Annotated in this window: 25 protein-coding genes; 6 read left to right on the forward strand and 19 right to left on the reverse strand. The window is 64.0% G+C overall.

What is annotated here, in order from left to right:
* Window positions 1-24 precede the first annotated feature (24 nt).
* From cobA to Q8K99_05390, 5 genes are all read right to left on the reverse strand, one after another.
* Window positions 25-1,569, reverse strand: a complete 1,545-nt coding sequence (cobA, locus tag Q8K99_05370; protein ID MDP2181985.1) for a uroporphyrinogen-III C-methyltransferase — start codon at window positions 1,567-1,569, stop codon at window positions 25-27.
* 61 nt (window positions 1,570-1,630) lie between these two features.
* Window positions 1,631-2,605, reverse strand: a complete 975-nt coding sequence (gene hemC, locus Q8K99_05375) for a hydroxymethylbilane synthase (protein ID MDP2181986.1) — start codon at window positions 2,603-2,605, stop codon at window positions 1,631-1,633.
* Window positions 2,595-3,974: a glutamyl-tRNA reductase gene (gene hemA / locus Q8K99_05380; GenBank protein ID MDP2181987.1), complete on the reverse strand. Its 1,380-nt coding sequence runs from the start codon at window positions 3,972-3,974 to the stop codon at window positions 2,595-2,597. Before hemA ends, hemC begins: the two co-directional genes overlap by 11 nt.
* Before the next feature lie 410 nt (window positions 3,975-4,384).
* Window positions 4,385-5,137 (reverse strand): hypothetical protein, encoded by a 753-nt coding sequence (locus Q8K99_05385; GenBank protein ID MDP2181988.1) that lies wholly within the window; start codon window positions 5,135-5,137, stop codon window positions 4,385-4,387.
* Between the two features lie 66 nt (window positions 5,138-5,203).
* Entirely contained in the window at window positions 5,204-5,710 is a 507-nt protein-coding gene (locus Q8K99_05390; protein MDP2181989.1) for a hypothetical protein, read from the reverse strand.
* A 183-nt stretch (window positions 5,711-5,893) separates the two neighbouring features.
* Here Q8K99_05390 and Q8K99_05395 point away from each other — a divergent pair, with 183 nt between their 5' ends.
* Both Q8K99_05395 and Q8K99_05400 read left to right on the forward strand, forming a co-directional pair.
* Window positions 5,894-6,130, forward strand: a complete 237-nt coding sequence (locus Q8K99_05395) for a hypothetical protein (protein ID MDP2181990.1) — start codon at window positions 5,894-5,896, stop codon at window positions 6,128-6,130.
* Entirely contained in the window at window positions 6,130-6,468 is a 339-nt protein-coding gene (locus tag Q8K99_05400; protein MDP2181991.1) for a type II toxin-antitoxin system PemK/MazF family toxin, read from the forward strand. The genes Q8K99_05395 and Q8K99_05400 overlap by 1 nt, the downstream gene beginning before the upstream one ends.
* Here the strand turns inward: Q8K99_05400 and Q8K99_05405 are convergent.
* The 13 genes from Q8K99_05405 to Q8K99_05465 all read right to left on the reverse strand — a co-directional run bounded on the left by Q8K99_05405 (window position 6,465) and on the right by Q8K99_05465 (window position 17,719).
* Window positions 6,465-7,280, reverse strand: a complete 816-nt coding sequence (locus Q8K99_05405; protein MDP2181992.1) for an SDR family oxidoreductase — start codon at window positions 7,278-7,280, stop codon at window positions 6,465-6,467. The genes Q8K99_05400 and Q8K99_05405 overlap by 4 nt on opposite strands.
* 1 nt (window position 7,281) lies before the next feature.
* On the reverse strand, window positions 7,282-7,956 hold the full coding sequence (locus Q8K99_05410) for a bifunctional precorrin-2 dehydrogenase/sirohydrochlorin ferrochelatase (GenBank protein MDP2181993.1): 675 nt from the start codon (window positions 7,954-7,956) through the stop codon (window positions 7,282-7,284).
* An 11-nt stretch (window positions 7,957-7,967) separates the two neighbouring features.
* Entirely contained in the window at window positions 7,968-8,810 is an 843-nt protein-coding gene (gene ccsA / locus Q8K99_05415; GenBank protein ID MDP2181994.1) for a cytochrome c biogenesis protein CcsA, read from the reverse strand.
* 64 nt (window positions 8,811-8,874) lie between these two features.
* Window positions 8,875-9,063, reverse strand: a complete 189-nt coding sequence (gene ccmD / locus Q8K99_05420; GenBank protein MDP2181995.1) for a heme exporter protein CcmD — start codon at window positions 9,061-9,063, stop codon at window positions 8,875-8,877.
* A gap of 41 nt (window positions 9,064-9,104) precedes the next feature.
* Window positions 9,105-9,857 carry a cytochrome c biogenesis protein CcsA gene (gene ccsA / locus Q8K99_05425; GenBank protein MDP2181996.1) on the reverse strand — a complete coding sequence of 251 codons (753 nt, stop codon included), beginning with the start codon at window positions 9,855-9,857 and terminating at the stop codon, window positions 9,105-9,107.
* Between the two features lie 37 nt (window positions 9,858-9,894).
* Window positions 9,895-10,641: a heme exporter protein CcmB gene (locus Q8K99_05430; protein MDP2181997.1), complete on the reverse strand. Its 747-nt coding sequence runs from the start codon at window positions 10,639-10,641 to the stop codon at window positions 9,895-9,897.
* Window positions 10,642-11,370 carry an ABC transporter ATP-binding protein gene (locus tag Q8K99_05435; protein ID MDP2181998.1) on the reverse strand — a complete coding sequence of 243 codons (729 nt, stop codon included), beginning with the start codon at window positions 11,368-11,370 and terminating at the stop codon, window positions 10,642-10,644.
* A 10-nt stretch (window positions 11,371-11,380) separates the two neighbouring features.
* On the reverse strand, window positions 11,381-13,429 hold the full coding sequence (locus tag Q8K99_05440) for a cytochrome c-type biogenesis CcmF C-terminal domain-containing protein (protein MDP2181999.1): 2,049 nt from the start codon (window positions 13,427-13,429) through the stop codon (window positions 11,381-11,383).
* A 64-nt stretch (window positions 13,430-13,493) separates the two neighbouring features.
* Window positions 13,494-14,171, reverse strand: coding sequence for a cytochrome c maturation protein CcmE (locus Q8K99_05445; GenBank protein MDP2182000.1), 678 nt, complete (start codon window positions 14,169-14,171; stop codon window positions 13,494-13,496).
* Window positions 14,172-14,444: 273 nt separating this feature from the next.
* Window positions 14,445-15,356 (reverse strand): quinate 5-dehydrogenase, encoded by a 912-nt coding sequence (locus tag Q8K99_05450; GenBank protein ID MDP2182001.1) that lies wholly within the window; start codon window positions 15,354-15,356, stop codon window positions 14,445-14,447.
* Window positions 15,353-15,967 carry a transcriptional regulator gene (locus Q8K99_05455; protein ID MDP2182002.1) on the reverse strand — a complete coding sequence of 205 codons (615 nt, stop codon included), beginning with the start codon at window positions 15,965-15,967 and terminating at the stop codon, window positions 15,353-15,355. The genes Q8K99_05450 and Q8K99_05455 overlap by 4 nt, the downstream gene beginning before the upstream one ends.
* 159 nt (window positions 15,968-16,126) lie before the next feature.
* Window positions 16,127-16,843 carry a hypothetical protein gene (locus Q8K99_05460; protein MDP2182003.1) on the reverse strand — a complete coding sequence of 239 codons (717 nt, stop codon included), beginning with the start codon at window positions 16,841-16,843 and terminating at the stop codon, window positions 16,127-16,129.
* A gap of 111 nt (window positions 16,844-16,954) precedes the next feature.
* Window positions 16,955-17,719, reverse strand: a complete 765-nt coding sequence (locus tag Q8K99_05465) for a type III pantothenate kinase (protein MDP2182004.1) — start codon at window positions 17,717-17,719, stop codon at window positions 16,955-16,957.
* Between the two features lie 115 nt (window positions 17,720-17,834).
* Between Q8K99_05465 and Q8K99_05470 the strand changes: the two genes are divergently transcribed.
* The 4 genes from Q8K99_05470 to Q8K99_05485 all read left to right on the forward strand — a co-directional run bounded on the left by Q8K99_05470 (window position 17,835) and on the right by Q8K99_05485 (window position 21,379).
* Entirely contained in the window at window positions 17,835-18,539 is a 705-nt protein-coding gene (locus Q8K99_05470) for a response regulator transcription factor (protein ID MDP2182005.1), read from the forward strand.
* A gap of 2 nt (window positions 18,540-18,541) precedes the next feature.
* Window positions 18,542-19,969, forward strand: a complete 1,428-nt coding sequence (locus Q8K99_05475) for an ATP-binding protein (GenBank protein MDP2182006.1) — start codon at window positions 18,542-18,544, stop codon at window positions 19,967-19,969.
* A gap of 126 nt (window positions 19,970-20,095) precedes the next feature.
* Complete coding sequence (locus Q8K99_05480; GenBank protein ID MDP2182007.1) at window positions 20,096-20,434, forward strand: hypothetical protein; 339 nt, start codon at window positions 20,096-20,098, stop codon at window positions 20,432-20,434.
* Window positions 20,435-20,473: 39 nt separating this feature from the next.
* Window positions 20,474-21,379 carry an inner membrane CreD family protein gene (locus Q8K99_05485; protein ID MDP2182008.1) on the forward strand — a complete coding sequence of 302 codons (906 nt, stop codon included), beginning with the start codon at window positions 20,474-20,476 and terminating at the stop codon, window positions 21,377-21,379.
* Between the two features lie 216 nt (window positions 21,380-21,595).
* On the opposite strand, the gene Q8K99_05490 is transcribed toward Q8K99_05485, so the two are convergent.
* Window positions 21,596-22,795, reverse strand: coding sequence for an IS4 family transposase (locus Q8K99_05490; GenBank protein MDP2182009.1), 1,200 nt, complete (start codon window positions 22,793-22,795; stop codon window positions 21,596-21,598).
* Window positions 22,796-22,878: the final 83 nt, after the last annotated feature.

A 22,878-nucleotide genomic window follows, 5' to 3' on the forward strand; every position in this document is an offset into this window, starting at 1 on the left:
CTTTCCGTAGCCGCCGGCACGGCGCTAGCATTCTCCGTAGTGGTCGCACACGGCCTGTACGAGGCCGGGAATCGTGAACTCAGCCGCCTCGACGCCGACCGCTAGCCCAAGGCCGCGCGCAGTGTCACTCGTGATCGGTCCAATCGATGCCACGAGCACGTCGCGCATCACATCAGCAACCTCCGTGCCCTCGGGAAGGCCTTCCTCGGCAAGTGCGAAGAAGTTCTTCACCGTGGAGCTCGAGGTGAAGGTCACACAGTCGACGCTGCCTTCGGCCAGTCGCTGCACCACACTTGTCTCGCCCACGCCAAGGACAGTGCGGTAGACCGGCGCGACGTCGACGATCGCGCCGCGCTCCCGCAGCGTGTCGGGGAGCACCTCGCGCGCTTCGAGCGCCCGCGGGATGAGCACGCGGCTGCCCTTGCCGACTCCGCGCTCGATGAAACCCTCGAGCACGCCTTCGGCGCGGTATTCGACCGGGACGTAGTCAGGGCGGATACCGTGTTCCATGCAACGCGCTGCGGTCGCGGGGCCGATAGCGGCAACGCGGCAGCCTGCGAGCTGACGCGCGTCGGCATCCATTTCCTCCATGCGCGCGAAGAACTGCTCGACGCCGTTGACGCTCGTCAGCACGATCCAGTCGTACACCTCGATGTTGCGGATAGCCTCATCGACCAGGTCGAAACTCTCGGGATCGGTGATGCGGATCGTCGGGAATTCGAGCACCTCGGCGCCCAGATCGATGAGCTTCATCGACAGATCGCTTGCCTGCGCCCGCGAGCGGGTGACCACGACCGTCTTGCCGAACAGCGGCTTGGTCTCGAACCACGAGAGCTCCTCCCGCAGGTTCACGACCTCGCCGACGATGGTGATCGCCGGGGCCTTGAAGTTCGCCTCGGCGGCCTTGTCTGCAATATCGGCGAGCGTGCCGACAAGCGTCTCCTGCCGAGGAGTGGTCCCCCACCGGACGAGCGCAACGGGCGTCTCCGGCGAGCGACCATGCTCGATGAGCCGCGCGCTGATCTCAGGCAGGTTCTTGATGCCCATGAAGAAGCAGATCGTGCCGACTGCCGTGGCGAGCTTGTCCCACTTGACGTCAGAGGTCTCCTTGGTGGGATCCTCGTGACCGGTCACGAACGCCACGTCGGTGGTCATGCCCCGGTGCGTGACCGGGATGCCGGCATAGGCGGGAGCAGCGTAGCCGCTCGAGATGCCTGGGACGACCTCGAAGCGAACGCCGACCTCTTTCAGTGCGAGCGCTTCCTCGCCTCCCCGGCCGAAGATGAACGGGTCGCCGCCCTTGAGACGCGCAACGATCTTGCCGCCGTCCTCCTGGGCCTTCTCGACGAGTAGCGCGTTGATCTCGTCCTGAGTGACATGCTTGGAGAAGCCCTTCTTGCCCACGTAGATGAGCTCGGCGTCCTCGCGCGCAGCCGCAAGAAACCGCGGGTTGGCGAGATAGTCGTAGATCACGATGTCGGCCTCGGCAAGGCATTCCATGCCGCGGATCGTCATGAGCCCCGGATCGCCCGGTCCGGCGCCGATCAGGTACACGATGGGAGCACCCATCAAACCTCCTCAAGACTGTAGGGTGTGTCGTCCGTTGCCACGCAAACGGCCTGCCGAGGACTTACGTCTCGAGCAGCCCGTCCACGCTACCCCCCGCGGCTTCGGCCGCGCCCCGTATCTGCTCGAGAACCTCGCCTGCGCCCATGTCGATCATCCGGTCGACCATGGCCAGTCCCAACGTCTCGGGCTCTGCCGGAGAGCCCTCCAGGTAGTGGCGGAGGATCGTCTTGCCATCCACCGAACCCACGAAAGCGTCCATCACGAGCTTGTCGCCCTCGATGCGCGCGTACGCGCCGATCGGGACCTGGCAACCACCCTCGAGCTTGCGCATGACCACCCGCTCGGCGGTCACGCAGATCTGCGTCTCGGTGTGCGTGAGCTTCTCGCACACGTCGCGCATGAAGTCGTCGTCGGTGCGTATTTCGACGCCGATGGCGCCTTGGCCTACCGCCGAGACCATCTGGTCAGACTCGATGTAGTGCGTGATGCGATCGGCCCAGCCCATGCGGGTGATGCCAGCGCTCGCAAGAATGACCGCGTCGACCTCGCCGTTCTCGGCCTTGCGCATGCGAGTGTCGAGGTTGCCGCGCACGTCCACGATCTCGAGGTCCGGCCGCAGCGCAACCGCCTGGCTGCGGCGGCGCAGACTCGATGTGCCGAGCCGCGCGCCACGGGGCAGCGTTTCGAGGTTGTAGCCGGCGCCGCTCACCATGACGTCACGCGGGTCGACGCGCTCCGGTGTCGCCGCGATCTCCAGTCCCTCGGGAAGCTCGGTCGGCACGTCCTTCATCGAGTGCACGCACAGGTCCACTGTGCCCGCTGTCAGCTCGACTTCAAGCTCCTTGGTGAAGAGACCCTTGCCGCCGACTTTGGCCAGCGGCACGTCGAGGATCTTATCGCCGGTCGTCTTGATGATCATCAGTTCCACAGGAAGGCCGGTGATCTCTTCCACGCGGCCCTTGATGTAGTTGCTCTGCCACAGCGCGAGCTTACTGCCCCGCGTGCCGATGACGAGTCTTTCGCGACTAGCAGCCAAGCTGGTCTCCCATCTCCTTCTGCTCCTTCTCCGACGCCGAAGTGCGCTCCATCTTGCCAAGGAGCGTCTTCAGTAGGTTCGGATGCGGGCTTCTGCCCTCGGGGTTCTGGTCCAGCCCATAGAGGTAGCGCGCCGCCTCGACGTAGGCGATGCCGTAGCGCTCGCCCGCGATCTGCTTGAGGCGGTTCGTGGGCCCGTGCATCATCTTGTTCACGATTGCCGAGGACATCGCTTCGACCGCAGCGATCTCCTTCTCCGAGAGACCGCCGAGACGCTTGAGTGCGCGCGCGAGCTCCTCCTGACGGATGGCCTCGGCCTTCGCGCGCATCGCGGCCACCGTCGGCACGACCTCCATCGATTCGAGCCAGCCTTCGAAGACCCCCATCTCCTCGGTGATGATCACGTCGGCGCGCTCGGCCTCGCGCATTCGTTCGTCGAGGTTCGATTCGACGACTCCGCTGAGGTCGTCGATGTCGTAGAGGTAAACGTCGTCGATCTCGGCCACGGCCGGGTCGATGTCACGCGGAACGGCGATATCGATGAAGAACAGTGGTCGACCACGGCGGTGACGCCGCGCCTCGGCGACGGGACCCTTCGTGATGATGTACTCGGTCGCGGCGGTCGACGAGATGACGATGTCGGCCTCGACCATGCGCTCGAAGATGGCCTCGTAGTGGATCGGCTCCCCGTCGAAGCGTCCCGCGAGCTCGACCGCGCGCTCGTAGGTGCGGTTGGCCACGAGCACCTTTCTGACACCGTTGCTGAGCAGGTGCTTGGCGGTCAGCTCGCTCATCTTGCCGGCGCCCACCACGAGGATCGTGCGGCCCGCGAGCTCGTCGAAGACCTTCTTGGCCAGCTCGACGGCCGCGTAGCTTATCGATACCGCCGATTCGCCAATCGCGGTCTCGTTGCGCACGCGCTTGCCCACCTCGAAGCTCTGGCGGAACAGCTTGTTGAAGATGCGCCCGCACGCGTTGTGAGTGAACGCGTGGTCGTAGGCTTCCTTCACCTGGCCAAGAATCTGTGCTTCTCCGATGATCATCGAGTCGAGTGAAGCGACAACCCGGAACAGGTGACGCACGACGGCTTCACCCTCAGAGATGTATAGGTAGCGCACGAGGTCGTGACGGTCGAGATCGTGGTAGTCCGCCATGAAGTCGATGACGGCTCCGGGGCCGTCGGAATCGGCGGCAGTGACTGCGTAGATCTCGGTGCGATTGCAGGTAGAGAGGACGACCGCTTCGATGACGTCGGGTGAAGCGGTGAGTATCGCGAGCGCTTCTTCCTGGCGATTGGCCGGGAAGGTGAGCTTCTCGCGAATCTCGACCGGTGCGGTCTTGTGACTCAAACCGATAAGCGTCAGATGCATGCGGTCCTGTATCGCCTCACCACTGTGTAGACATAGGTACGCCCTCGCCGGAGCGGTGCGTGGTGTTCAGGCAAGCAGGCCCGGCGAGGGCGGAGTAGGATCACGCAAAACACGCACCTCTGCTAAATGCCTGAACAGCAGGAATTCTACCATTCCAAGGGGGTTCTCAGCAACGCGTGGGCCAGGTTGGGAAAGCTGCCGACACGCTCCTTGTGGCGGAACAAGTCACCATCCATCTGACACGGGCGCGAGGCGCGCTGCGTGTGCGTCTTTGCGTCGCAGAGACATGTCATCGCGTCGTCACCGACATGCGGCCGGTGTTCCCGCGCGCCCATCTCGGCGAAGTCCTCGATAGTCAGCGTGGCTGCTTCGCCGGAAGGACAAACGTCTCCAATCAGTCAGGCATGCCGCTAGTGCACGCCATCCGATGACGCCTCAATCGCGCTCTCCGGCACTTCGATCGTCACATCAGTGCCGAAGTCGGAGAACTCGTAGACCCAAACCGCCGGATTCTCGTCAGCCATGGTGAACTGTAGTCTGTGGATGAGGGAATCCCTCGTGCCAATCCAGACGTTGACGACAACCCATCGTCCTGGGGCGTCTGAACGGTCGCCAGCTACCACTATTGCGCGATAGTCGCCTTCGGGTATATCCAACTGCAACTGACGACACTCCACCCCACCCGTTGTTTCCAGTCCGTGATCTGCGACGCCGGTGCGGTCCTTCAACAAGGCAATGTATGCTTGGGGCGAGTACAGTTGAAGCGCCGCAAGTTCCTGGGTTCCGATCGTGCCAAAATGCACCCACGTGGAGCCATCACTCAACTGTGCATACGCCTCTTCGTCAACCACGCGCAAGCGGGACGTCTCGCCGCGTTCGGCGGCAATGAATCGCTCGAGGCCAATCTCGAAGTCGGAGCCCCGCATAGTGCCTCGCGCCTGCCCACTGTCATATGCGGAGTGCTTCTCGAGCAGGAATTCCATCCCCGAAGTATCGAGCATATTCTCGACCGCAGTCGCTAGGAGCGCATCCGGTGCGTGAGAGGTCTCGATGCTTCTCGGACCGCAGGCGACGAGTATGCATGCAAGCATGCAGAACTGGAGCGTGACGGCGATGGTCAGGAGCGACCCATGCCGAGGATTGACTCCTTCGCGGACTAACATTGGCACCTTCTCTCTCGGTCCGTGTACACACTCCCGGAGGCCGACCGACGGGGGATTGAACCGCATCTATCGTGCTCGGGACTCGCCCACCCTGTCTGCGAACTTGTTTAGATAGCCCACCGTGTTGTTCTTTGCCCTTTCGACCCGTCTAGCGATGTTGTACGGCGGATCGGGATCGTCGAAGCGACCATCCCTGAGAACGAATCCATACCATCCGTGAACAAGCGGCTCAACATTCCCGTGCGCGTAGGCATCCTGAACCGCGTGGACGCCAAGCCCAAGTTCAAAGAGTCCCTGACGCCTACTGTACGTGCGCATGTCGTTCCTATTCCACAGCTCGACGGCAAGATCCCTTTGTCTGACGGCATAGCCGCGCCTTGAGTCCACGCGATCAAGCTCGAAGACCGTGCTCTCGAAGGTATATGCCTTCTCCCAGAAGTAGCGCAGGTCCGTGTTGAAATGATGCGGGCAGTAGAACGGTCCCATTCCCATGGGGCGGATGTTGGATCTCCAGTAGCTCCCATCAGCAATCAGGTCCGCCCGACGCGCGTTCCATTGGAACTTGTTCTCCACAATATCCAATGTCCACGGACGGTGCTCATCACGACGCCCCCAGAGCCCCGAATCGTCCGTCTTCTCAACGGGCGCACCCGCACAGTACTGGTACGCGCTCTCTTCGCCATCGGCGCGAACCGGGTCCTTGGAGACACAGTCGATTCCACTTGCACCATCCTTCCGCCGAGTTATACTTTCGGTATGAAGACGGCGATCTCGATACCCGACGACGTGTTCTCGGACGCGGAAGAGCTTGCGCGGGAGCTCAATCAGTCCCGCAGCCAGCTCTACAGCCGCGCCGTTCGCGAGTATGTCGCTCGCCACTCCGCCGACAGCGTCACAGCGGCGCTCGACAGCATCTGCGCGGAAGAACCGAACCCCAACAACGACTTCATCAAAGCCGCGGCCAAGTGCACGCTTGAGCGGTCTGATTGGTGATATCTCAGGGGGAGATATGGTGGGCGGACCTGGGTGAACCAATCGGATCAGCACCTGGATTCCGACGTCCCGTAGTCATTGTGCAAAGCGACTCGTTCAATCGCAGTCGCATCTCAACGGTCGTGTGCGTGCCACTCACCAGCAACATGCGTTGGGCCGAAGCTCCCGGCAACGTGCAGCTCGACTCGGCTGCGACGGGGCTTCCCAAAGACTCTGTGGCCAACGTCTCGCAGATCGTCTCGCTTGACCGAGCGATCCTCACCGAGCGTGCAGGTCACTTGCCGCAGGGCAAGCTGGAACTCGTGCTGTACGGGATCGACGTCGTCCTCGGCCGCTAGCCTTTGCGGGCTTTGCGCACATCCCCGTCGACGATCGAGAAGAAGATCTCGGGCCACACACCCTTGAGCCTGAAGTAGAAGCGGCTCAGAGCGTCCGGGATGATGTAGTACTTGTCTTTGTCCACCCCGCGAAGAATCGCCTCGGCGACCTTCTCGGGCGGGATCGCCTTGATGTTGCCGGCGATGACGTCGGTCTCCACCGGCCGCATGGTCTTCTCGGCCGCAAGCGCCGGCGTGTCGGTATCGGGCGGGCAGACGACGTGCACGCTTACGCCCTCGGGCTTCATCTCGAACCGCAGCGCCTCGGTGAATCCCATCACCGCGTACTTGGCAGCCGAGTACCCCGTGTACCCGTATATGCCAAGGAAACCCGCGATGCTCGATACGTTCACGATGTGCCCGCTGCCGCGCGCGATCATGTACGGAACGGCTGCTCGGCACGGATAGACCACGCTCAGGAAGCCGTTCTCGAGGTTCTCCGTGATGCGGGTAAGGGGCATCTTCGCGAACTCGCCGGGAAGGATCACTCCCGCGCTATTCACAAGGACGTCGGGCACGAGACCCTCGTCTGTGAAGCGCTCGATCGCCGCGCGCGCCTGGTCGAACACCGAAAGGTCGGCTCGCGCGGTGAGCACACGCTGCTCGGGACTGCGGCGGGCAGCCTCGATCTCCTTGCGTGCGCTTGCGAGCTTCTCGGGGTTGCGTCCCACGATCGCGACGTCGCAGCCGCGCGCGGCGTAGGCCTTGGCGGTCGCAAGCCCGATCCCGCTCGACCCGCCCGTGACGATGACATTGTTGATGTCCTCGGCCATCTCAGCCCTTCTGGTGGGGTGCGGACTCGCCAAGGGCGAACTCGCGGAAGACATCCTCGGCGCTCGGCGCTGCACCGCTGGCGACGCGGTCGAACAAGTCAGAGTCGGCCATGGCCTCGAAGATCGGCTTGCGATCCTCTTCGTCACCGGGGATGCGCGCCATCACGAGCGAGCGGACCTCGGCGAGCAGCGTCACGTAGGCGCCCCACTCATCGCCGAACTCGCTCTCAAGGCGCTTGCGAAGTCGCTTGGCCACAGTCGGTGCGGCCCCCGCGGTGGAGATCGCAATCTGCAGCGGGCCGCGCTGCACGATAGATGGCACGATGAAGTTGCACAGCTCCGGCACGTCTACCACGTTCACGAGGCAGCCCATTCCCTCGGCCTCCTGATAAACAGCGCGGTTGACCTCGGTATCGTCGGTCGCACAGATCACGATGAAGGCACCGGCCAGGTCGCCGCGGATGTAGCCACGTTCCTCGTGCTCGATGCGCCCTTCGGCAACGAGCGCGTCGATCCCCGGCGTCGCGAGCGGGGCGATGACGACAACGTCCGCGCCATAGCGCAGCAGCGTCTCGATCTTGCGCCCGGCCACGGTTCCACCACCCACCACGACCGCGAGGCGGTTGTGAAGGTCAAGGAAGACCGGGTAATAGGGGCTCGTGTACTCCTCGGCCACCTGTCTGCCCCCTAGAGCGCGAAGACGTGGAAGCCGACAGGCAGCATGCGAGCAATGACGGCAAGCACGATCACGAACACGAGGCCGGCGACCGCGATGTAGGACGTCGTCCGGCGCGACGCGCCGTGGCGGTACAGAAGTACCAGGTAGGCGCAGAAGCACAGCCAAACCACGCCCGACATCATGATGCGCGGGTCTGCCCACCAGCCCTGCACATCGGTTTCGATGGCACGAATCATGCCGAGGAGCATCCCCGCCGTGTACAGCGGGAACCCGAGCACGATGGGACGGCGGGCAAGCGTCTGCGTCTTCGCGAGCGACGGCAGGCGGCGGAAGAGCACGGTCGTCTTGTGCTGCTTGAGCTGAGAGTCCTGGATGATGTAGAGCAGCGACGCCGCGCCTCCGATGGCGAAGCCCGCGTTGGCGAATGTGATAAGCGCCACGTGGATACCGACGCGCCAGCTGTCGAGCAGCGAGAGTTCCTCGGCTGACAGGCCCTTGGGAGTGGCTCCCGAAAGGAACTGCGCGATTATCAGCAGTCCGACCGCAGCCGGAACCAGGAAGGTGCCGTAGGTCTTGATCTTGATGAGGTGCTCGACCACGAAGTACACGAGCAACAGCGCCCAACCAAGCAGAACGATGGTGTTGTACGGGCCGGTTAGCACCGTGCCGCCGGTGACGCGTGAGCGAAGACCGATCGACGCGGTCAGGGTCAGGAAGCCCGCGCCCGTGAGAAACCGCGCCCACCATGAAAAGGCCGCGCGCTTGGTCACGAACTGGTACGCATAGAGTACGGTCGCGCCGATTAGGAGCGCGAGCGCGATCCAGCCACTCAGAACCGCTGCCTGTTCCACGCGCGCACCTCCTCCGGGGGTAGTTCGACGCCCCTCATCTTATACGAACGACCCCGCACGCGCGCTACTCAGCGGCGCCGCGACGCGCAACAGATTCCTCGAGCACCGCGATCTCCTTCTCGAGGCGCATAGCACGGCGAAGCACCATGCTTACATAGCCAATGAGTGCCGCCCACAAGATGCCGTACGCGGCGATCACGTAGGGCGCATCCGCCATTGCCAGCTTGTAGAGCTCTGCATTCGTTGCGTCCATGTCCGAACCGACCTCCTTCGTGCAAACGGCCTCGCAGGCCGCTAGCTTCCGAGTGTCTCCTTGACTGCCTCGAGGCGCTCACGGAACCGCTCCTCGGACATACGTACGACGTAGATCGTGTAGCCGACCAGCAACATACCGACCTGGGCCACGATGAAGGGCACGAGTTGTGAAGTCGCGATTCCCCCCTCGGTGAACACCACGGGGTGGCTCGAAGGAAGGATGCGCGTAACGAGGAACGAGATCGGCACGTCGATGACGGCAATGAGCGCGAAGACCGCGCCGTAGACCGCGCGACGCTCCTCGTCCTCGATTGAGTTGCGCAAGACGAAGTAGGCGATGATGAGCAGCGTCATGATGAAGTACGTCGTCAGGCGCGGCTCCCACTCCCACCAAACGCTCCACGACGCGCGCGTCCACAGCACTCCGGTGATCATCGTGAGCACCGTGAACACGAGCGCGGTCTCCATGGCGATGCGACCCTTCGTGTCGTATTCGCGACGGCGCGTCATGAGGAAGCGCACCGCGAAGTACGCCGCGACGGCAAACACGAGGAACGACGCCTCGGCCACCGGCACGTGGAAGTAGAAGATCTTCTGGCTGAACCAGGCGATGCCATAGTGAAAGCCCCCGGCGGTCTGGTTCACGAGCGGCCGCGCGGTGTCGAGCGCGTTCGGGACTGACACCGTCCCGAAGCTCGGCACCTCGGCGGTGAAGAAGGCCATGAAGAAGGCCACCGTCGTGAGCACCCCGCCAAGGAGCAGCATCCCAAGCGCAATCCTGAGCTGTTTCACTCCCCACTACCTCCTTATGAGCTGCGACCCGGCACGCCTACGCGCCGATGACGAACTCGTAGAGTCCAAAGGCTGCGAGCAACATGATGGCATCGTATCCCGCCACAAGCCCCATGCCCTGCCAGAACTGCTGCACCGACCCGTCGCCTCCGAGAATAGCGGCAGTCGTGGCCGAGACCGCCGCAAGCAGAAGCGGGTACATGAGCGGCACCATGAGCACCGTGAGAACGAAGTCCTTGCCGCTCGTGTTCACCGACATGGTAGCGAGTAGTGTGCCGATGCCCGCGATACCGATGGAGCCCGCCATGAGCACCAGCGGAATCATCCACCACTCGCCGCCGAAGGCGCTCCCCTGCAAGAACATGAATGCGAAGAACGGCACGGTGAGCACCTCGACGATGCCAAGGAAGATCAGGTTGCCGGTCGCCTTGGCGAAGAAGATGATCGGCCGGTCGACCGGGGAGAGCAGCAGTGCCTCGAGGCAGCCCTGGTCCTTCTCGTGCACGAGCGAGCGGTTCAGACCGAGCATGGATGTGAACACGAACGCCAGCCAAAGCAGGCCCGCCGCGATCTGGCGCGGGTCGAAGGCCGAGCCGGACTGAGAGAGCGCGACCTGATAGATAACCATCGTGAGCACGGCGTACAGTGCCATCGAGGTGACCATCTCCTTGGTGCGCATCTCCATGACGATGTCTTTGCGCAGTATCGCGCGGAACTGACGGGCGGAAAGCCCGCGAGGTGCGGCGGCCGAGGTCGAGGGCGCGCTGCCGGCCTGCTTGGTCATCTACGCCACCCCCATTCCTACGGTGGAGCGGTAGGTGGCGGCGAACTCGGCCTCATCGAGCCCGCTCTTGGGCTCGGAGAGCACGACCTTGCCCTTGGCAAGAATGAGCGCGTGGCTGCAAAGCTCGAGGCCTTTCGCGAGGTCGTGGCTGATCATCACGAAGGTGTGATCGGCGCGGATCTGCGCGATGAGGTTGTCGAAGATGTCCATCGCGTGCGGGTCGAGCCCCGAGTACGGCTCGTCGAGAAAGAGCACGTCCGGGCGATGCAGAAGCGCGCGAGCGATGGAGAGACGCTGCAGCATGCCGCGCGAGAACGTGCGCGTAGGGTCGAGCCTGCGGTGGTCGAGCTCGACCGCGACGAGCAGCTCGCGCACCCGATCTGACGCGTTCTCGACTCCGTACATCTCCGCAAAGAACAACAGATTCTCCTCGGCGGAGAGATCGGGGTACAGCAGCGGGTTATGGCTGATAAGCCCTATGCGGCTGCGCAGCGCGACCGCGTCCTCAACGACGTCCAGGTCGCAGATGCGCGCAGCGCCCTTGCTCGGCGCCATGAGCGTCGTGAGCACCTTGACGAGCGTGGTCTTGCCGGCACCGTTGGGACCGAAGACCGAGAGAAACGCGCCGCGCGGCAGCTCGAAGCTCACGCTGTCGAGCGCTTTGCGCACGCCAAAGGTCCGGGTCAGTTCCCGGACCTCGACGGCGGTCTCCGTGCAGGCGTCGCCCATGGGTCTCCTGTCAGGCAGCAAGCTGCTTCTTAGGATACGACGCCAGCCCCGTGCCGAGGATAGTCAGCACGAAACCGAACCACGCCCAGCTGATGAGCGGGTTGATCTTGACGTTCAGAGACAGCGTGTTCTCGTCGGCGCCTTCGAGCACGACGAAGACATCGTGGAGCGGCTCGACGGTGACGTCGGCTTGGAGCTTAGTCTGGCCCTGGCGGTAGAAGGAGATCTGGCCCGGCTTGACCGTCCCGGCAGGCTTGCCGTCCTTGTCAAGCAAGAATGTCGCCTCGGTGACCACGTCGCCGTTGGGCAGGTTCTGCTCCTCCAACCCCTCGAACGTGAAGGTGTAGACCCCGGCCTCGAAGGTCGCGCCCGGCTTGTTCTCCACCGTCGTCTTGATGTCGTCGACGAACATGGTCGAGCCCACGAGGCCGATCAGGATGATGCCGATGCCGAGGTGCGTGAGGTAGCCGCCAGACTGCGTTCGAGCCCGGCTCACGATCTGCCACAGCGCTCCGCCGAAGCTCTCTCCCTTGGCCGCCGCGCGACGGCGGGCACCCTCGATGAACAGGAACGCCGCGACCGAGACCGCGAACGCGCCCACGACAAGCCCGACTATCGAGTAGATCATTATCAGCGAGGGCGGCTCCCACGGATTGGCGGAGCCGTTCTTCTGAAGGATCGGCAGCATCTCCGTGTACCAGATAGCGAGCAACCCGGCCGACAGCACCGCGGTGCTCACGACAGGCCACTTGGCCTTGGCCCAGAACGCCGGACCCAGAGTCTTGCGCCATGACAGCAGTGGGCAGACGGCCATGATCGCGACATAGATGATGCCGAGCGGGTGGGCCAGCGCGTTGTAGGTCTCCGGCCCGAAGGCCTTGCCGCCGAACGCCGGCGACAAAGTGAGCAGTGCCACGACGATGGCCGACACAAGCATGATCACGTTGTTGAAGTAGTACGAACTCTCCTTGGAGGTAAGCGACTCGAACTCGTCGGCACCCTCGAACTCCTTCGAGCGTACGGCCAGACCGATGACGCCGGCAGCCATGGCGAGCACCATCATCGCGAGGAAGATGCCGAGCGACCAGGGGTCCTTGGCAAACGAGTGAACCGAGACGTCAGCCAGCACGCCGGAACGCGTGATGAACGTGCCCAGGATTACGAGCACGAAGCTGATCGTCGCCATCATGACGGCCCACTTCTTGAACCCGCCACGACGGCGGTAGACCGTGAAGCTGTGCAGCAGACCCACGCCGGTCAGCCACGGAAGCAGCGAGGCGTTCTCGACCGGATCCCAGGCCCAGAAGCCGCCCCACCCGAGCACGACGTAGGCCCAGATGGCGCCCAGACCGATACCGATGCCGAGGAACAGCCACGAGAAGACGGTTATGCGGTCGACGAGCACGACCCAGCGCTTGGACGAGTCGCCGACGATCAGCGCGCCTATCGCAAAAGCGAACGGCACGGCGAGGCCCGCATAACCGATGAAGAGCGTCGGCGGATGGATGATCATCGCCCAGTGTTGGAGTAGCGGGTTCATGCCGATCTCGCCGATGAGCAGCTCGCCATTGGCCCCAAGCCACTCCGCCGGAGACACCCGGAAGGGGTTGTTGGCACTCACGAACAGCGACACGAGGAAGAACAGCTGCACGATATTGAGTACGGCGAGAGACATGTTCGACAGCTCATCGGTTTCGGACATGCGCCGCCATGCGACGTAGGCCGCAAAGATCGCGAGCAGCCACGCCCAGAACAGCAGCGAGCCCTCGCGTCCCGCCCACACACCAGAGATCTTGTACAGCCAGGAGATACTGGAGACGTCGGTCGAATGATTCTCGGCGACGTACATGAAAGTGAAGTCCTGTCGGAAGAAGGCGGCCAGCAGTACCGCTACACTGCCCGTTAGGCCGGCGAAGATCGCGTACGTGGACAGGTATCCCACGTTCGTGACCGGCTCGCCCTCCTTGCTTCCCATCGCGCGTCCCCAAAACAGCGATATCACGGAGACGAACCCACTCACCAAAGCGAGTGCCATGAGCACGTTCCCGAGCGTTGTCATGCGTTCTCCATCCGTCGCCAGGACATGAAGCGGCCACCCGACTCGCGGGCCGCGGACGTGGTTTCTACTTGCTCTCCTCGGACATGGCCACCGTCGTGGCATCGAACACGCCAGCGCTATCGAGCGATCCGCCGATGACTACGTGCGAACCGTCTGTCATGCCTGCGGGCAGAGCCCCGTCGTAGAAGACGTCGATGCCCCGTGTCTCTCCTGCAGCATTCGCGATGGAGAAGCGCACGCTGTCGCCAGGCGGCTGGATGGTGGCTGCAATGACGTAGCCGGTTAGCTTCATCGGCTTGCCAACAGCGGTCTCTCCCATAGCAAGAACAGAAGCGACCGTAGTGGCGTCCGTCGCGGACTCGTACTTGGACGGGCACTTGGTGAGCATGTCATCGGCGTCCAGCACGCCATCGGAACTGAGCGTGCCGGTCATGATGGCGACGACCCCGTCGCCGAACGTCGAGGGAACGCTTCCGCTGTAGACGACTTTCAGGGTGGGGCCGCCGGTGGCGTTCTCCTCGCGGATCTCGAAGCGCATCGGGTTGGACTTCTTGTCCCAGGAGCCTTCGACGACCGAGCCGCCGACCTTGATGCGCTCGCCATCGAATTCGCTGCTGCCGGCGACCTCGCTGACCTCGCGATAGTAGGCGCCCTGAGACTGGGCTCCGAAAAAGACCGCGATGACCGCGATCAGGACAATCGCCGTGACGCCGATAAGGCGCATTCGTGCCCGTTTGTTCACCTGGTCACTCCTTCATACGCATGCCTACGGTCACGTAGGGCGGCCGCGCGGGGCACGCGACACTACAGCCGCGTGGTGCGTCGTGACGAGGGAAGGACACCGCTCGTGCCGCCTACTTGCCTGAACACCCAGATAGTACCATCGCCGACCCATCGCCGACAACGGACGCGCAACCCGGAACCACGCCCCCAGAAGAGCAAACCCGGGGCCGGGTCGGGTCGGCTGCTTCGGTGTGGCGTTTCGCGTGCAAGCAGGTGCCGCGGCGGCGTGCTGTCACTGCCCCGCGGCACGCTGCAACCACTGCACATCGGGAACGAATCCGACCTGGCGCAGAAGCGTCATGTACTCCTCGGCAGGAAGCTCGCCGGAAGCACCCTTGAGGGCGACCATCGTAGCCTCGATGACGTTCGTGCCGAAGCTGCGCCCTTCGAGACGCGGCGTGCTCGTGACGAGCAGCTCGATGCCTTTGGCGCGGCACAGCTCGACGTCTTCCGGCGTCGTCGTGTTCGTGATGACCCATTTGCCGCTCATGTCCGCGGGCATGTACTTCTTCACGTACTGCCAGTCACCAGCGATGATGTCGGCCCAACGGTAGATCTTCTCCATGCGCGGGTTGGGCTTGGGCTCCTTGTTCTGCTCGCTGCCGGTCGGGTAGAGCCAGGAGAACGGAAGCTGAGACACGAGCGGCGTGAGCACGCGCACGAGCACCACGAGCGAACGCCAGGTGCGTATCGGGAACGGCACGCCCAGCGCGTAGATCAGATCGCCAAAGACCATCTCGCAGCCCGCGTCACGCAGTCCCTCAGCCATGCCCCAACGGTCGACGGCGCTCGTCATAAGCACGCGCTTGCCGCGCAGGTCGAGCCCGAGCTCGCCGGTCAGGTAGCCCGGGACGCTCGCCTCGACCGCGCCCTTGAGGCCGCTGCCGTCAACGATCGGGGTGTCCCCGGCCGCCTTCTTGAGCTTCTTGGCCTCACGGAAAAAGTACTTGTGCCCTGCGGCTCGCAGATAGATGTCGATACCGCCCATGCCAAATGCGTCGACATGGTCTTTCAGCTCGGCGAACTTGGCGGCGGCCCGGTCCAGATCACCATCGGTGCCGATACGGCTGATGCGGAACTGTTCGCCAAGGAGCTCGATCTCGACCGAGTGGTCTCGCTTGGAGGAGCCTATGCTGACGCTCACGACCTCTTTGATGAGTTCCACCTCCCAGCACGCTCGGCGGCTTCGCGTAGCGCGGAGCTTACACGCCCGCTTCGGGGCCGCGCGCCGCGCGCCGCCAGTATGCCGGCAAGCAATCGCTCGAGCTCGGCGATGTCCACGCGCTTGTCTTCGCGAATCGGAGAGTGCCCGAGCGGGATGCCGATGATCTCCCGCCCGAGGATTCGCTCGATGAGCTCGATGCGCCAGTCGCTGGCCATGAGCACTATGACGTCGTAGTCACGCAGGGTCGCAAGCGTCTCGAGCAGCCGGTTGAAGACCTCGGTAGCCGAGCCTGCCTCGATGCTCTCCCGCTCAGCCTGCGAGACCACGAGCACGAAGTCGATGGCGAGACGCTCTGCGAGCTCCTTGACCTCCTCGGCGTTCTCGATAGGAAAGCCGACGAGTGCGATGCGGGCTCCCCGACGCACCTCGCCGATCGACTCAAGGAACGAGACGAAGCTGCGCTGTACGCCCTTTGCGCGCGCGACTTCCTCCTGGGTTGCGCCGGCCTCGCGGTCCTCGAGGATCTCCTCGAGCGCATCAAAGAGCTTCTCGCGGCTGATGACCTTGTCCCCGATGCGAAACAGCCGCATCGCGCCCTCCTCGTGTCGGCGTCGCGCCGCACCAGGCGGCGTGTGCACAGAGATGTACACACGAAGTATACGCGAGGGCGTGGAACTGGGCTCTCCGAGTCGCCGGAGACCGCGATCCTGGCACTCTGAGTCCTCGATGCCTAGCGATCTTGGCAACTCCTAGCGCGCGTTGGCAATCGCGGAGAAGTCGATCGATGAGGCAAACTCGACCAGATCGTCTACATCCGCGACGGGAGAAGCCACGGTGAGCGCGAAAGGCCCATGGTGCCACACGACGAGTGCCGCAGAGGTGCTGAGCCCAGTCCCAGGCTTGGCGGGATAGACAGTGAGACTCCCATCGCTCTTCCACGGCTCCGCCTCGGGATCGGCCTCGGGTGGAATACTGAGTCGTGGGACAGCGTATGCGGTGGCCCCGTCTATGTCATGCCGAGTAACGTACTTCTCGAAACCGGTCGGACTTCCCCTGCCGCGCACAACAGCCTCCGCAGTGGACTCGTTCACCTGGCGTGTCACCGAGACGACGGTGTCACTTGCATAGACCACGAGGAAGCCCGGTGGCTCACCGGGAAGCGGGTCAGGAACATACACCCCCTCGAGTTCTCCACCGATCGCTGAGGTCGGGAACACGCACTCGACTCCGAACCTCTCGTCGAGACGAGCCCACTCCTGTGAGCCGAAGTTCTCCGAGGTGAACAACGCGCGCGGCAAGAACTCTGTGTTGGCCCCTCGCGGAATCGCCGCAGGCGTGTCTGTGGCTTGAGCGGTCAGTGGTTGGTCTGACTGCTCGGAAGCAGTCGGCGAGCTACATCCGGAGACAACGAGAGCCGCGAGTGCTACGACGAGGAGTGTCTCAGCGATGCGTTTGGGGATCGACATCTCTCACTCCTTCCTAGTAGGCGCTGTGGGTGAGGTAGTCAGGCTCGACCTTCGTGAAACGATAGTAGGGATCACCGTTGGCAGCAGGAACCGGGCCCTGCCGCAGGTCGCTCAGGCGTTGCGCGCGTAGATGATCATGAGCCCCTTGAGCGTGAGGTCTACGTCCACGTCGGTCACCGTATCGCACAGTGGCGCCATCCGAGGCGCAAGTCCGCCGGTCGCGATGACCGGCGTCTCAGTTCCGATCTCGAGCCATACGCGCCGCACCAGCCCATCGATCATGGCGGCCTCCCCGAGCATTAGCCCGGACTGCACCGAAGCACGTGTGTTCGTGCCGATGACACGATCCGGCGCCTCGAGATCGACCTTTGAGAGCCGGGCCGCCTTTGAGAAGAGCGCCTCGGCGCTTGTTTCGACGCCGGGCGCGATCACCCCGCCGATGTAGCCACCGTCCTCGGCTATCACGTCGATGGTGGTAGCGGTCCCGAAGTCGACCACGACGACGGGTCCGCCGTGGGACTCAAAGGCGGCGACGCCGTTGACGATACGGTCCGCCCCGACCTCGTGAGGATTGTCGTAGCGTATCGGCATGCCGGTCTTGAGCCCGGGGCCTACGACCATCGGTGCTCGACCGGTTGCCTGCTGCGCGATCTCCTCGTATGCCGCAGTAAGACGGGGCACGACCGAAGAGACCACGACCCGCTCGACGTCGGACCAGCCGGAGCCTTCCTCGGCGAGCAGGATTCCGATCTGGACGCGGAGTTCGTCGGAGGTGAGCGAAGGAGTGGTGGAGACCCGCCAGTGGCCGTCGAGGCCGCCCTCGCCGAACAGGCCAAGGACGGTCTGCGTGTTTCCAACGTCGACCGCGAGAATCATGTGGCCCCTCCCTTGACATGACGGGCCGGTAACGGCCGGGTGCGCCCGCAGGGGGCATGTACTGTCCGATGGTATCATCGCCGCAGACCGCCCGCGAATATGTGGAGGTGTACGCGTGACCACGCGACCTGCGCGGATTCTGGTCGTAGACGACGAAGCGTCGATTCTGCAATTCGTCTCTTACAACCTGCTCAAAGAAGGCTACGAAGTCACCACGTCGGAAGATGGCGATGAGGCCGTCGACCTCGTGGACAAGGGCGACTTCGACCTCGTGATCCTGGACATCATGCTGCCCGGAACCGACGGCTACGAGGTGTGCCGCCGCCTGCGCGCCGCCACTGACGTGCCTGTGCTGTTTCTTTCCGCCCGCGACACGGAACTCGACAAGGTCGTCGGTCTCGAGATCGGAGGCGACGACTACCTGGCCAAACCGTTCGGGATCCGCGAGCTCCAGGCGCGGGTGAAGGCGCTTCTGCGCCGCGCATCGCAGTCACCCTCGCGCGAAGGTGGCGTGGCTGGCGACAAGCTCGACGCTGCCGGCATCTCGCTCGACGAGGCCGCCCACACAGCCGATTTCGGTCCGACCGCCATCGACCTGACGCCGCGCGAGTTCGAACTGCTTGCGACGCTCATGCGTCACGCCGGCAATGTGCTCACCCGCGAACAACTGCTCAAGCAGGCGTGGGGATGGGAGTACCTGGTCGAGACCAAGACGGTCGACACCCACGTCAAGCGCCTGCGCGACAAGCTCGAAGCAGCTGGTGCTGATCCCGGTGTCGTCGAGACGGTGCGCGGGTACGGCTATCGCATCCAAGGCTGATCGTGCGCGCCACCACCTCGATTCGCACGCGCCTCCTCGCCTCGCTGCTGGCAGTCGCCGTCATCTCCGCCGCCGGCCTCTCTCTGTACTTCCTCGACGAACTCGAGTCCTACGGGCTACGCAAGCTCGAAGAGCGGCTCGGTAGCGAGGCGCGACTGCTCGCAGCCGTCGTATCGCCCCAAGATCTCAGCCACCCTGACGCCCTCGATGAGGCACTTCAGTCAGTCAGGCTGCCAGGAGTCTCGTGGGTCGGCGTTCTGGACGAACGTGGTGTGGTGGTGGCCGACTCCGCCAAGAAAGGCGTCGGTGCAGACTACGGTGAGCGTCCCGAAGTCCGGCAGGCACTCGTCGGCAGCTACGGAGCGCACACTCGCGCCACCGGCAGCGGCAAGCTCGGACTCTACGTCGCCTACCCCATCTACGACGGCACCAGGGTGGTCGGCGCTGCATACTCCTCGGCGGAGACGTTCTCGATCGTCACGCTGCTGCACGCCTACCGTGTGCGCCTCGCGATCGTCGTACTGCTGTTCGTTGCGGCGACATTCGTTCTCGCCGAACTGCTCGCTCGCTGGCTCTCGAGCCCGCTGCAGGCCCTCGGGTCGACCGCGGAGCAATTCGCAGCAGGCGACCACGCAGTGCGGGTGAAGCCGGCCGGCTCGCGCGAGACGCGCGCCCTTGGCGAGGCGTTCAACACCATGGCCGAGGAGGTCGTGCGCATGGTGACCGAGCTGCGCGAGGAGGAGCGGCGCAAGTCCCGCTTCGTCTCCGACGTCAGCCATGAGCTGCGCACTCCGCTCACCGCGATCCGCGGCACAGCCGAGACGCTGCTCGATGGCGACGTTGAGCCTGAGGACGCCGACCGGTTCCTCGCCACGATCGTGCGCGAGTCCGAACGTCTCGCGAGGCTCGCCGACGATCTGCTGACACTCCAACGCATCGAAGGGGCGACCGGTGAGCTCCCGCTGCGTCAGGTCGACCTGCGGCAGGTTGCCGAGCGCGCCGTGAGTGCACTCGAACCGCTTATCGAGCAGCGAGAGGTGCGCGTGGAGGTCCTTGGCGAGGCGCCGACCGTGCTGGGCGACGCGGACCGGCTCCAACAGGTTGTCGCCAACCTTGTGGACAACGGCAGCCGGATGATGGCGGGGGCCGGCACGATCACGATCGAGCTCGGAACTGCCAAGGACGGCCGCGCGATGCTGTCGGTGCTTGATGAGGGTCCGGGCATCCCCGAGGCAGCCGAGGCGCACTTGTTCGATCGCTTCTACCGCGCTCAGGCGAGCCGTGACCGTTCGACTGGCGGCGCCGGGCTCGGGCTCGCGATCGTGAAGGCTATCGTGACGGCGCATGCCGGCGAGATCGAGGTCGCGAACCGGCCCGGAGGCGGCACCCGCTTCACGTTCAAGTTGCCCGCGATGCGATCGCTCGGGTAGGCGATTCGCCCGGCGGTCGGGCGCCGCATGCGCGCCGCTGCCGCAGAACTGCGCCCGACACGTCAACCCCGCGTCAACCTCCTGCCACCGCTGTGCCACCGGCAAAGGCCAGAGTAGGAGTACGGGATGAACGAGCGCGCGGGCCGTATGCCGCGCAGAGAGGGGAGCACAGTGACACCGCTCAGGCTCTTTGGAATCGCGGTGATCCTCGTGGTCGCCACCGTGGCGTGGTTCGTGCTCGCGGGCGCCACCACATACCGCACGGACACGGCCGACACCACCGGCTACGACAAGGTGGGCTCGCTGTGGGGCGAGCCGCAGACGCAGTTCGCGCCCACGTTTCGCACCGGCAAGAAGGAGCTCGACATCGCATCGAGCGACATCGCGGCCGACTTCACGCTCGATCAGCGCAAGAAAGGTCTGCTCTGGTACTCGACGTACGCAGTGGACTTCCGCGCGACGTAAGGCGTCCGAAACGACAGCACAAGCACTGTGCCTGTGACTATGCGGCTGGCTTTCCCGACACCTGACGGCGTCTACGACGCGTTCACCATCCAGGTCGGAGGGCACAGCGTGCCTGTGCGATACGAAGAGGGCGTGGCGGTGGCGACGTTCGACGTGCCGCCAGCATCGACCGCGTCGATCGCGACCGGCTACAAGACACAGGGGCAAGACGAGTGGCGCTACGCCCCCGCCAACGAGGGAGTGGCAGTCGTCGAGGACTTCACGCTCGCTATGCGCACCGGCTTCGACGGCTTGGACTTCCCGGACGGCACCGTCTCCCCCGTCAGCAAACGACGCGAAGGTGACGGCTGGGTCCTCACGTGGGACTACGACAGCCTCGTGAGCGGGCGGCAGATCGGCGTCAGGATGCCCAAGCCCATCAACCCCGGCCCTGTCGCCTCACGCATCTCGATGTTCGCGCCGGTCTCGCTGCTCTTCTTCTTCGCGGCGCTGATCCTCGTGAGCGCTACACGGGGAGTCCGGGTGCACCCGATGAACTACGGCTTCCTCGCGGCGGGTTTCTTCGCATTCCACCTGCTGTTTGCATACCTCGTTGACCGGGTCGATATCGGCGTAGCTTTCGCGATCGGATCCGTTGTCTCGGTGGCGCTGTGCATGGGCTACCTGCGGCTCTTCGTGAAGGACGCGCGCGCGCTCGGGGAGCTGGCGGCCAGCCAGCTCATCTTCCTCGTCTTGTTCAGCTTCACGTTCTTCTTCGAGGGACTGACCGGTCTCGCGATAACCATCGGCTCAGTCATCACGCTCGGGTACTTCATGGCACGGACCGGTGGGCTCGATTGGGAAGCGATCTTCGCGAGAAGTGCCGAGGAGAAACGCCGCAAGGCTCTGGAGCGTTTCCCGACGCTTGACCAGCAAATGCCACCCACGCCGCCGTCAACCGGCTAGCGCGACCGAGGCTGCGCTAGCAGCAATGCAGTTCACTTAAGTATCCGAACGCTCTCGGATACGTTCACCGGCGGCCAATGCAGCCTCGGCCTCGTGCATACGGCGTAGCTGCTCATCTTGCGCTTCACCGCCCGCTGGTTGCGCCGCCCACGGCGTGGGGCAACCGTTTGATCGAGGATCTCGAGAAGGGTCGCCTCGTGAAACGCCGGCCGGTCCTTAGGGGGGAGTAAGGACGTAGAGCGGCAGTTTTCGCCGTATCACGCGGACGGCGTGCGTGTAGGATATCCGATCTGGATCGATGTCCTTCTTGAGCGCCGCTTCGTGCATGAGACCCCGAACGGCGAAGTGGGCCATCATCAGGCCGTAGAATTCTTGCACGACAAGTTCGGGGGTCCTGCTGCGAAGCACGATCCCCGGTCCTCTCAGATGGGTCTTGAGTTCGTCGAGAGCGGTCTCGATCTCCCAGCGTTCGGCGTAGAGCGCGGCAAGCTCTTCTGCCGATGCCTTCTCGGGATCGAGGATGGTCGTCAGCAGCCGGTAACTCAGCTCAGAACCCTCGATGCCGTCGAGAGCATACTCGACCACCCGCACCGGTATGTCGGCCGCGCCCTGCTTCCGCTGGGCTTCCCCCGGACGGAGGCGGCTCAAGTACGACCCGTCTCCCAGACGCTCAAGACATGGAAGAGAGAGGTCTTTGCGGATGCGGAAGAGGAGGTCTGCCCCTCCCTGCGCCGCCTTGCTCCACAGCGCGAAGCTGCAAAAGCCGCGATCCGCCAAGCACAGCATGCCCGCCCGCAGCGCCTGGACCACCTCGGCCGCCAGCGCCATCTCGGAGGTCTTGCAGGGTCCGGCCTCGGTCGCGAACAGGACATGGGTCCCGTTCTCGACGAGAGAGACGAACCGGATCTTTGGGTAGGCGCTGTGCCCCCGGCTTGCTCCAGGACGCCCGAAGGCGGCCTCGTTTCCCGCAGTGTCGGCGATGTCCAGAGAGCTGCCGTCGAGACTGACGAGACGCCACGCCCGAAAGAAGGCGCCCCTTGTGGCGGGGGTGGCGATCGGAACCACCACTTCGTCGTGGAGGCGTCTCACCGGCTCAACACCGAGCCTGGCGCGGGCCTGCGAGATCCCTGATCTGCCTGCCACCCTGATCCGCCCATCAGGACCCGCCAGCCACCGGATGCCCTCGAGCAGACAGCGCAAGACCTCCCCGCTTGATACATTCAGATAAAGGGCGAGAGCGATCACGTAGTAGACCATCACGTGAGCAGGGAGATCACGCTGCCTCTTGCTCCGCCTGCCGGTCTCGGCCAGCACTCTCTCGACAACATCGGGAGGAAACGCCTTCGCGATGACTCCGAGGCTGATGTGATCCGTGATCCTGGTTCCGACGGGCAGCTCCGCTACGGACCGAGGCATGAGCAGTCCTTTCTCACAGAAGAGGACGATTCTCTTGCTGGAGGAAGAGTATCACGTGGACTAGCTTAAGTGAACGGTATTGG

The organism is Actinomycetota bacterium, assembly GCA_030682655.1.
Taxonomy (GTDB): Bacteria; Actinomycetota; Coriobacteriia; order Anaerosomatales; family JAUXNU01; genus JAUXNU01.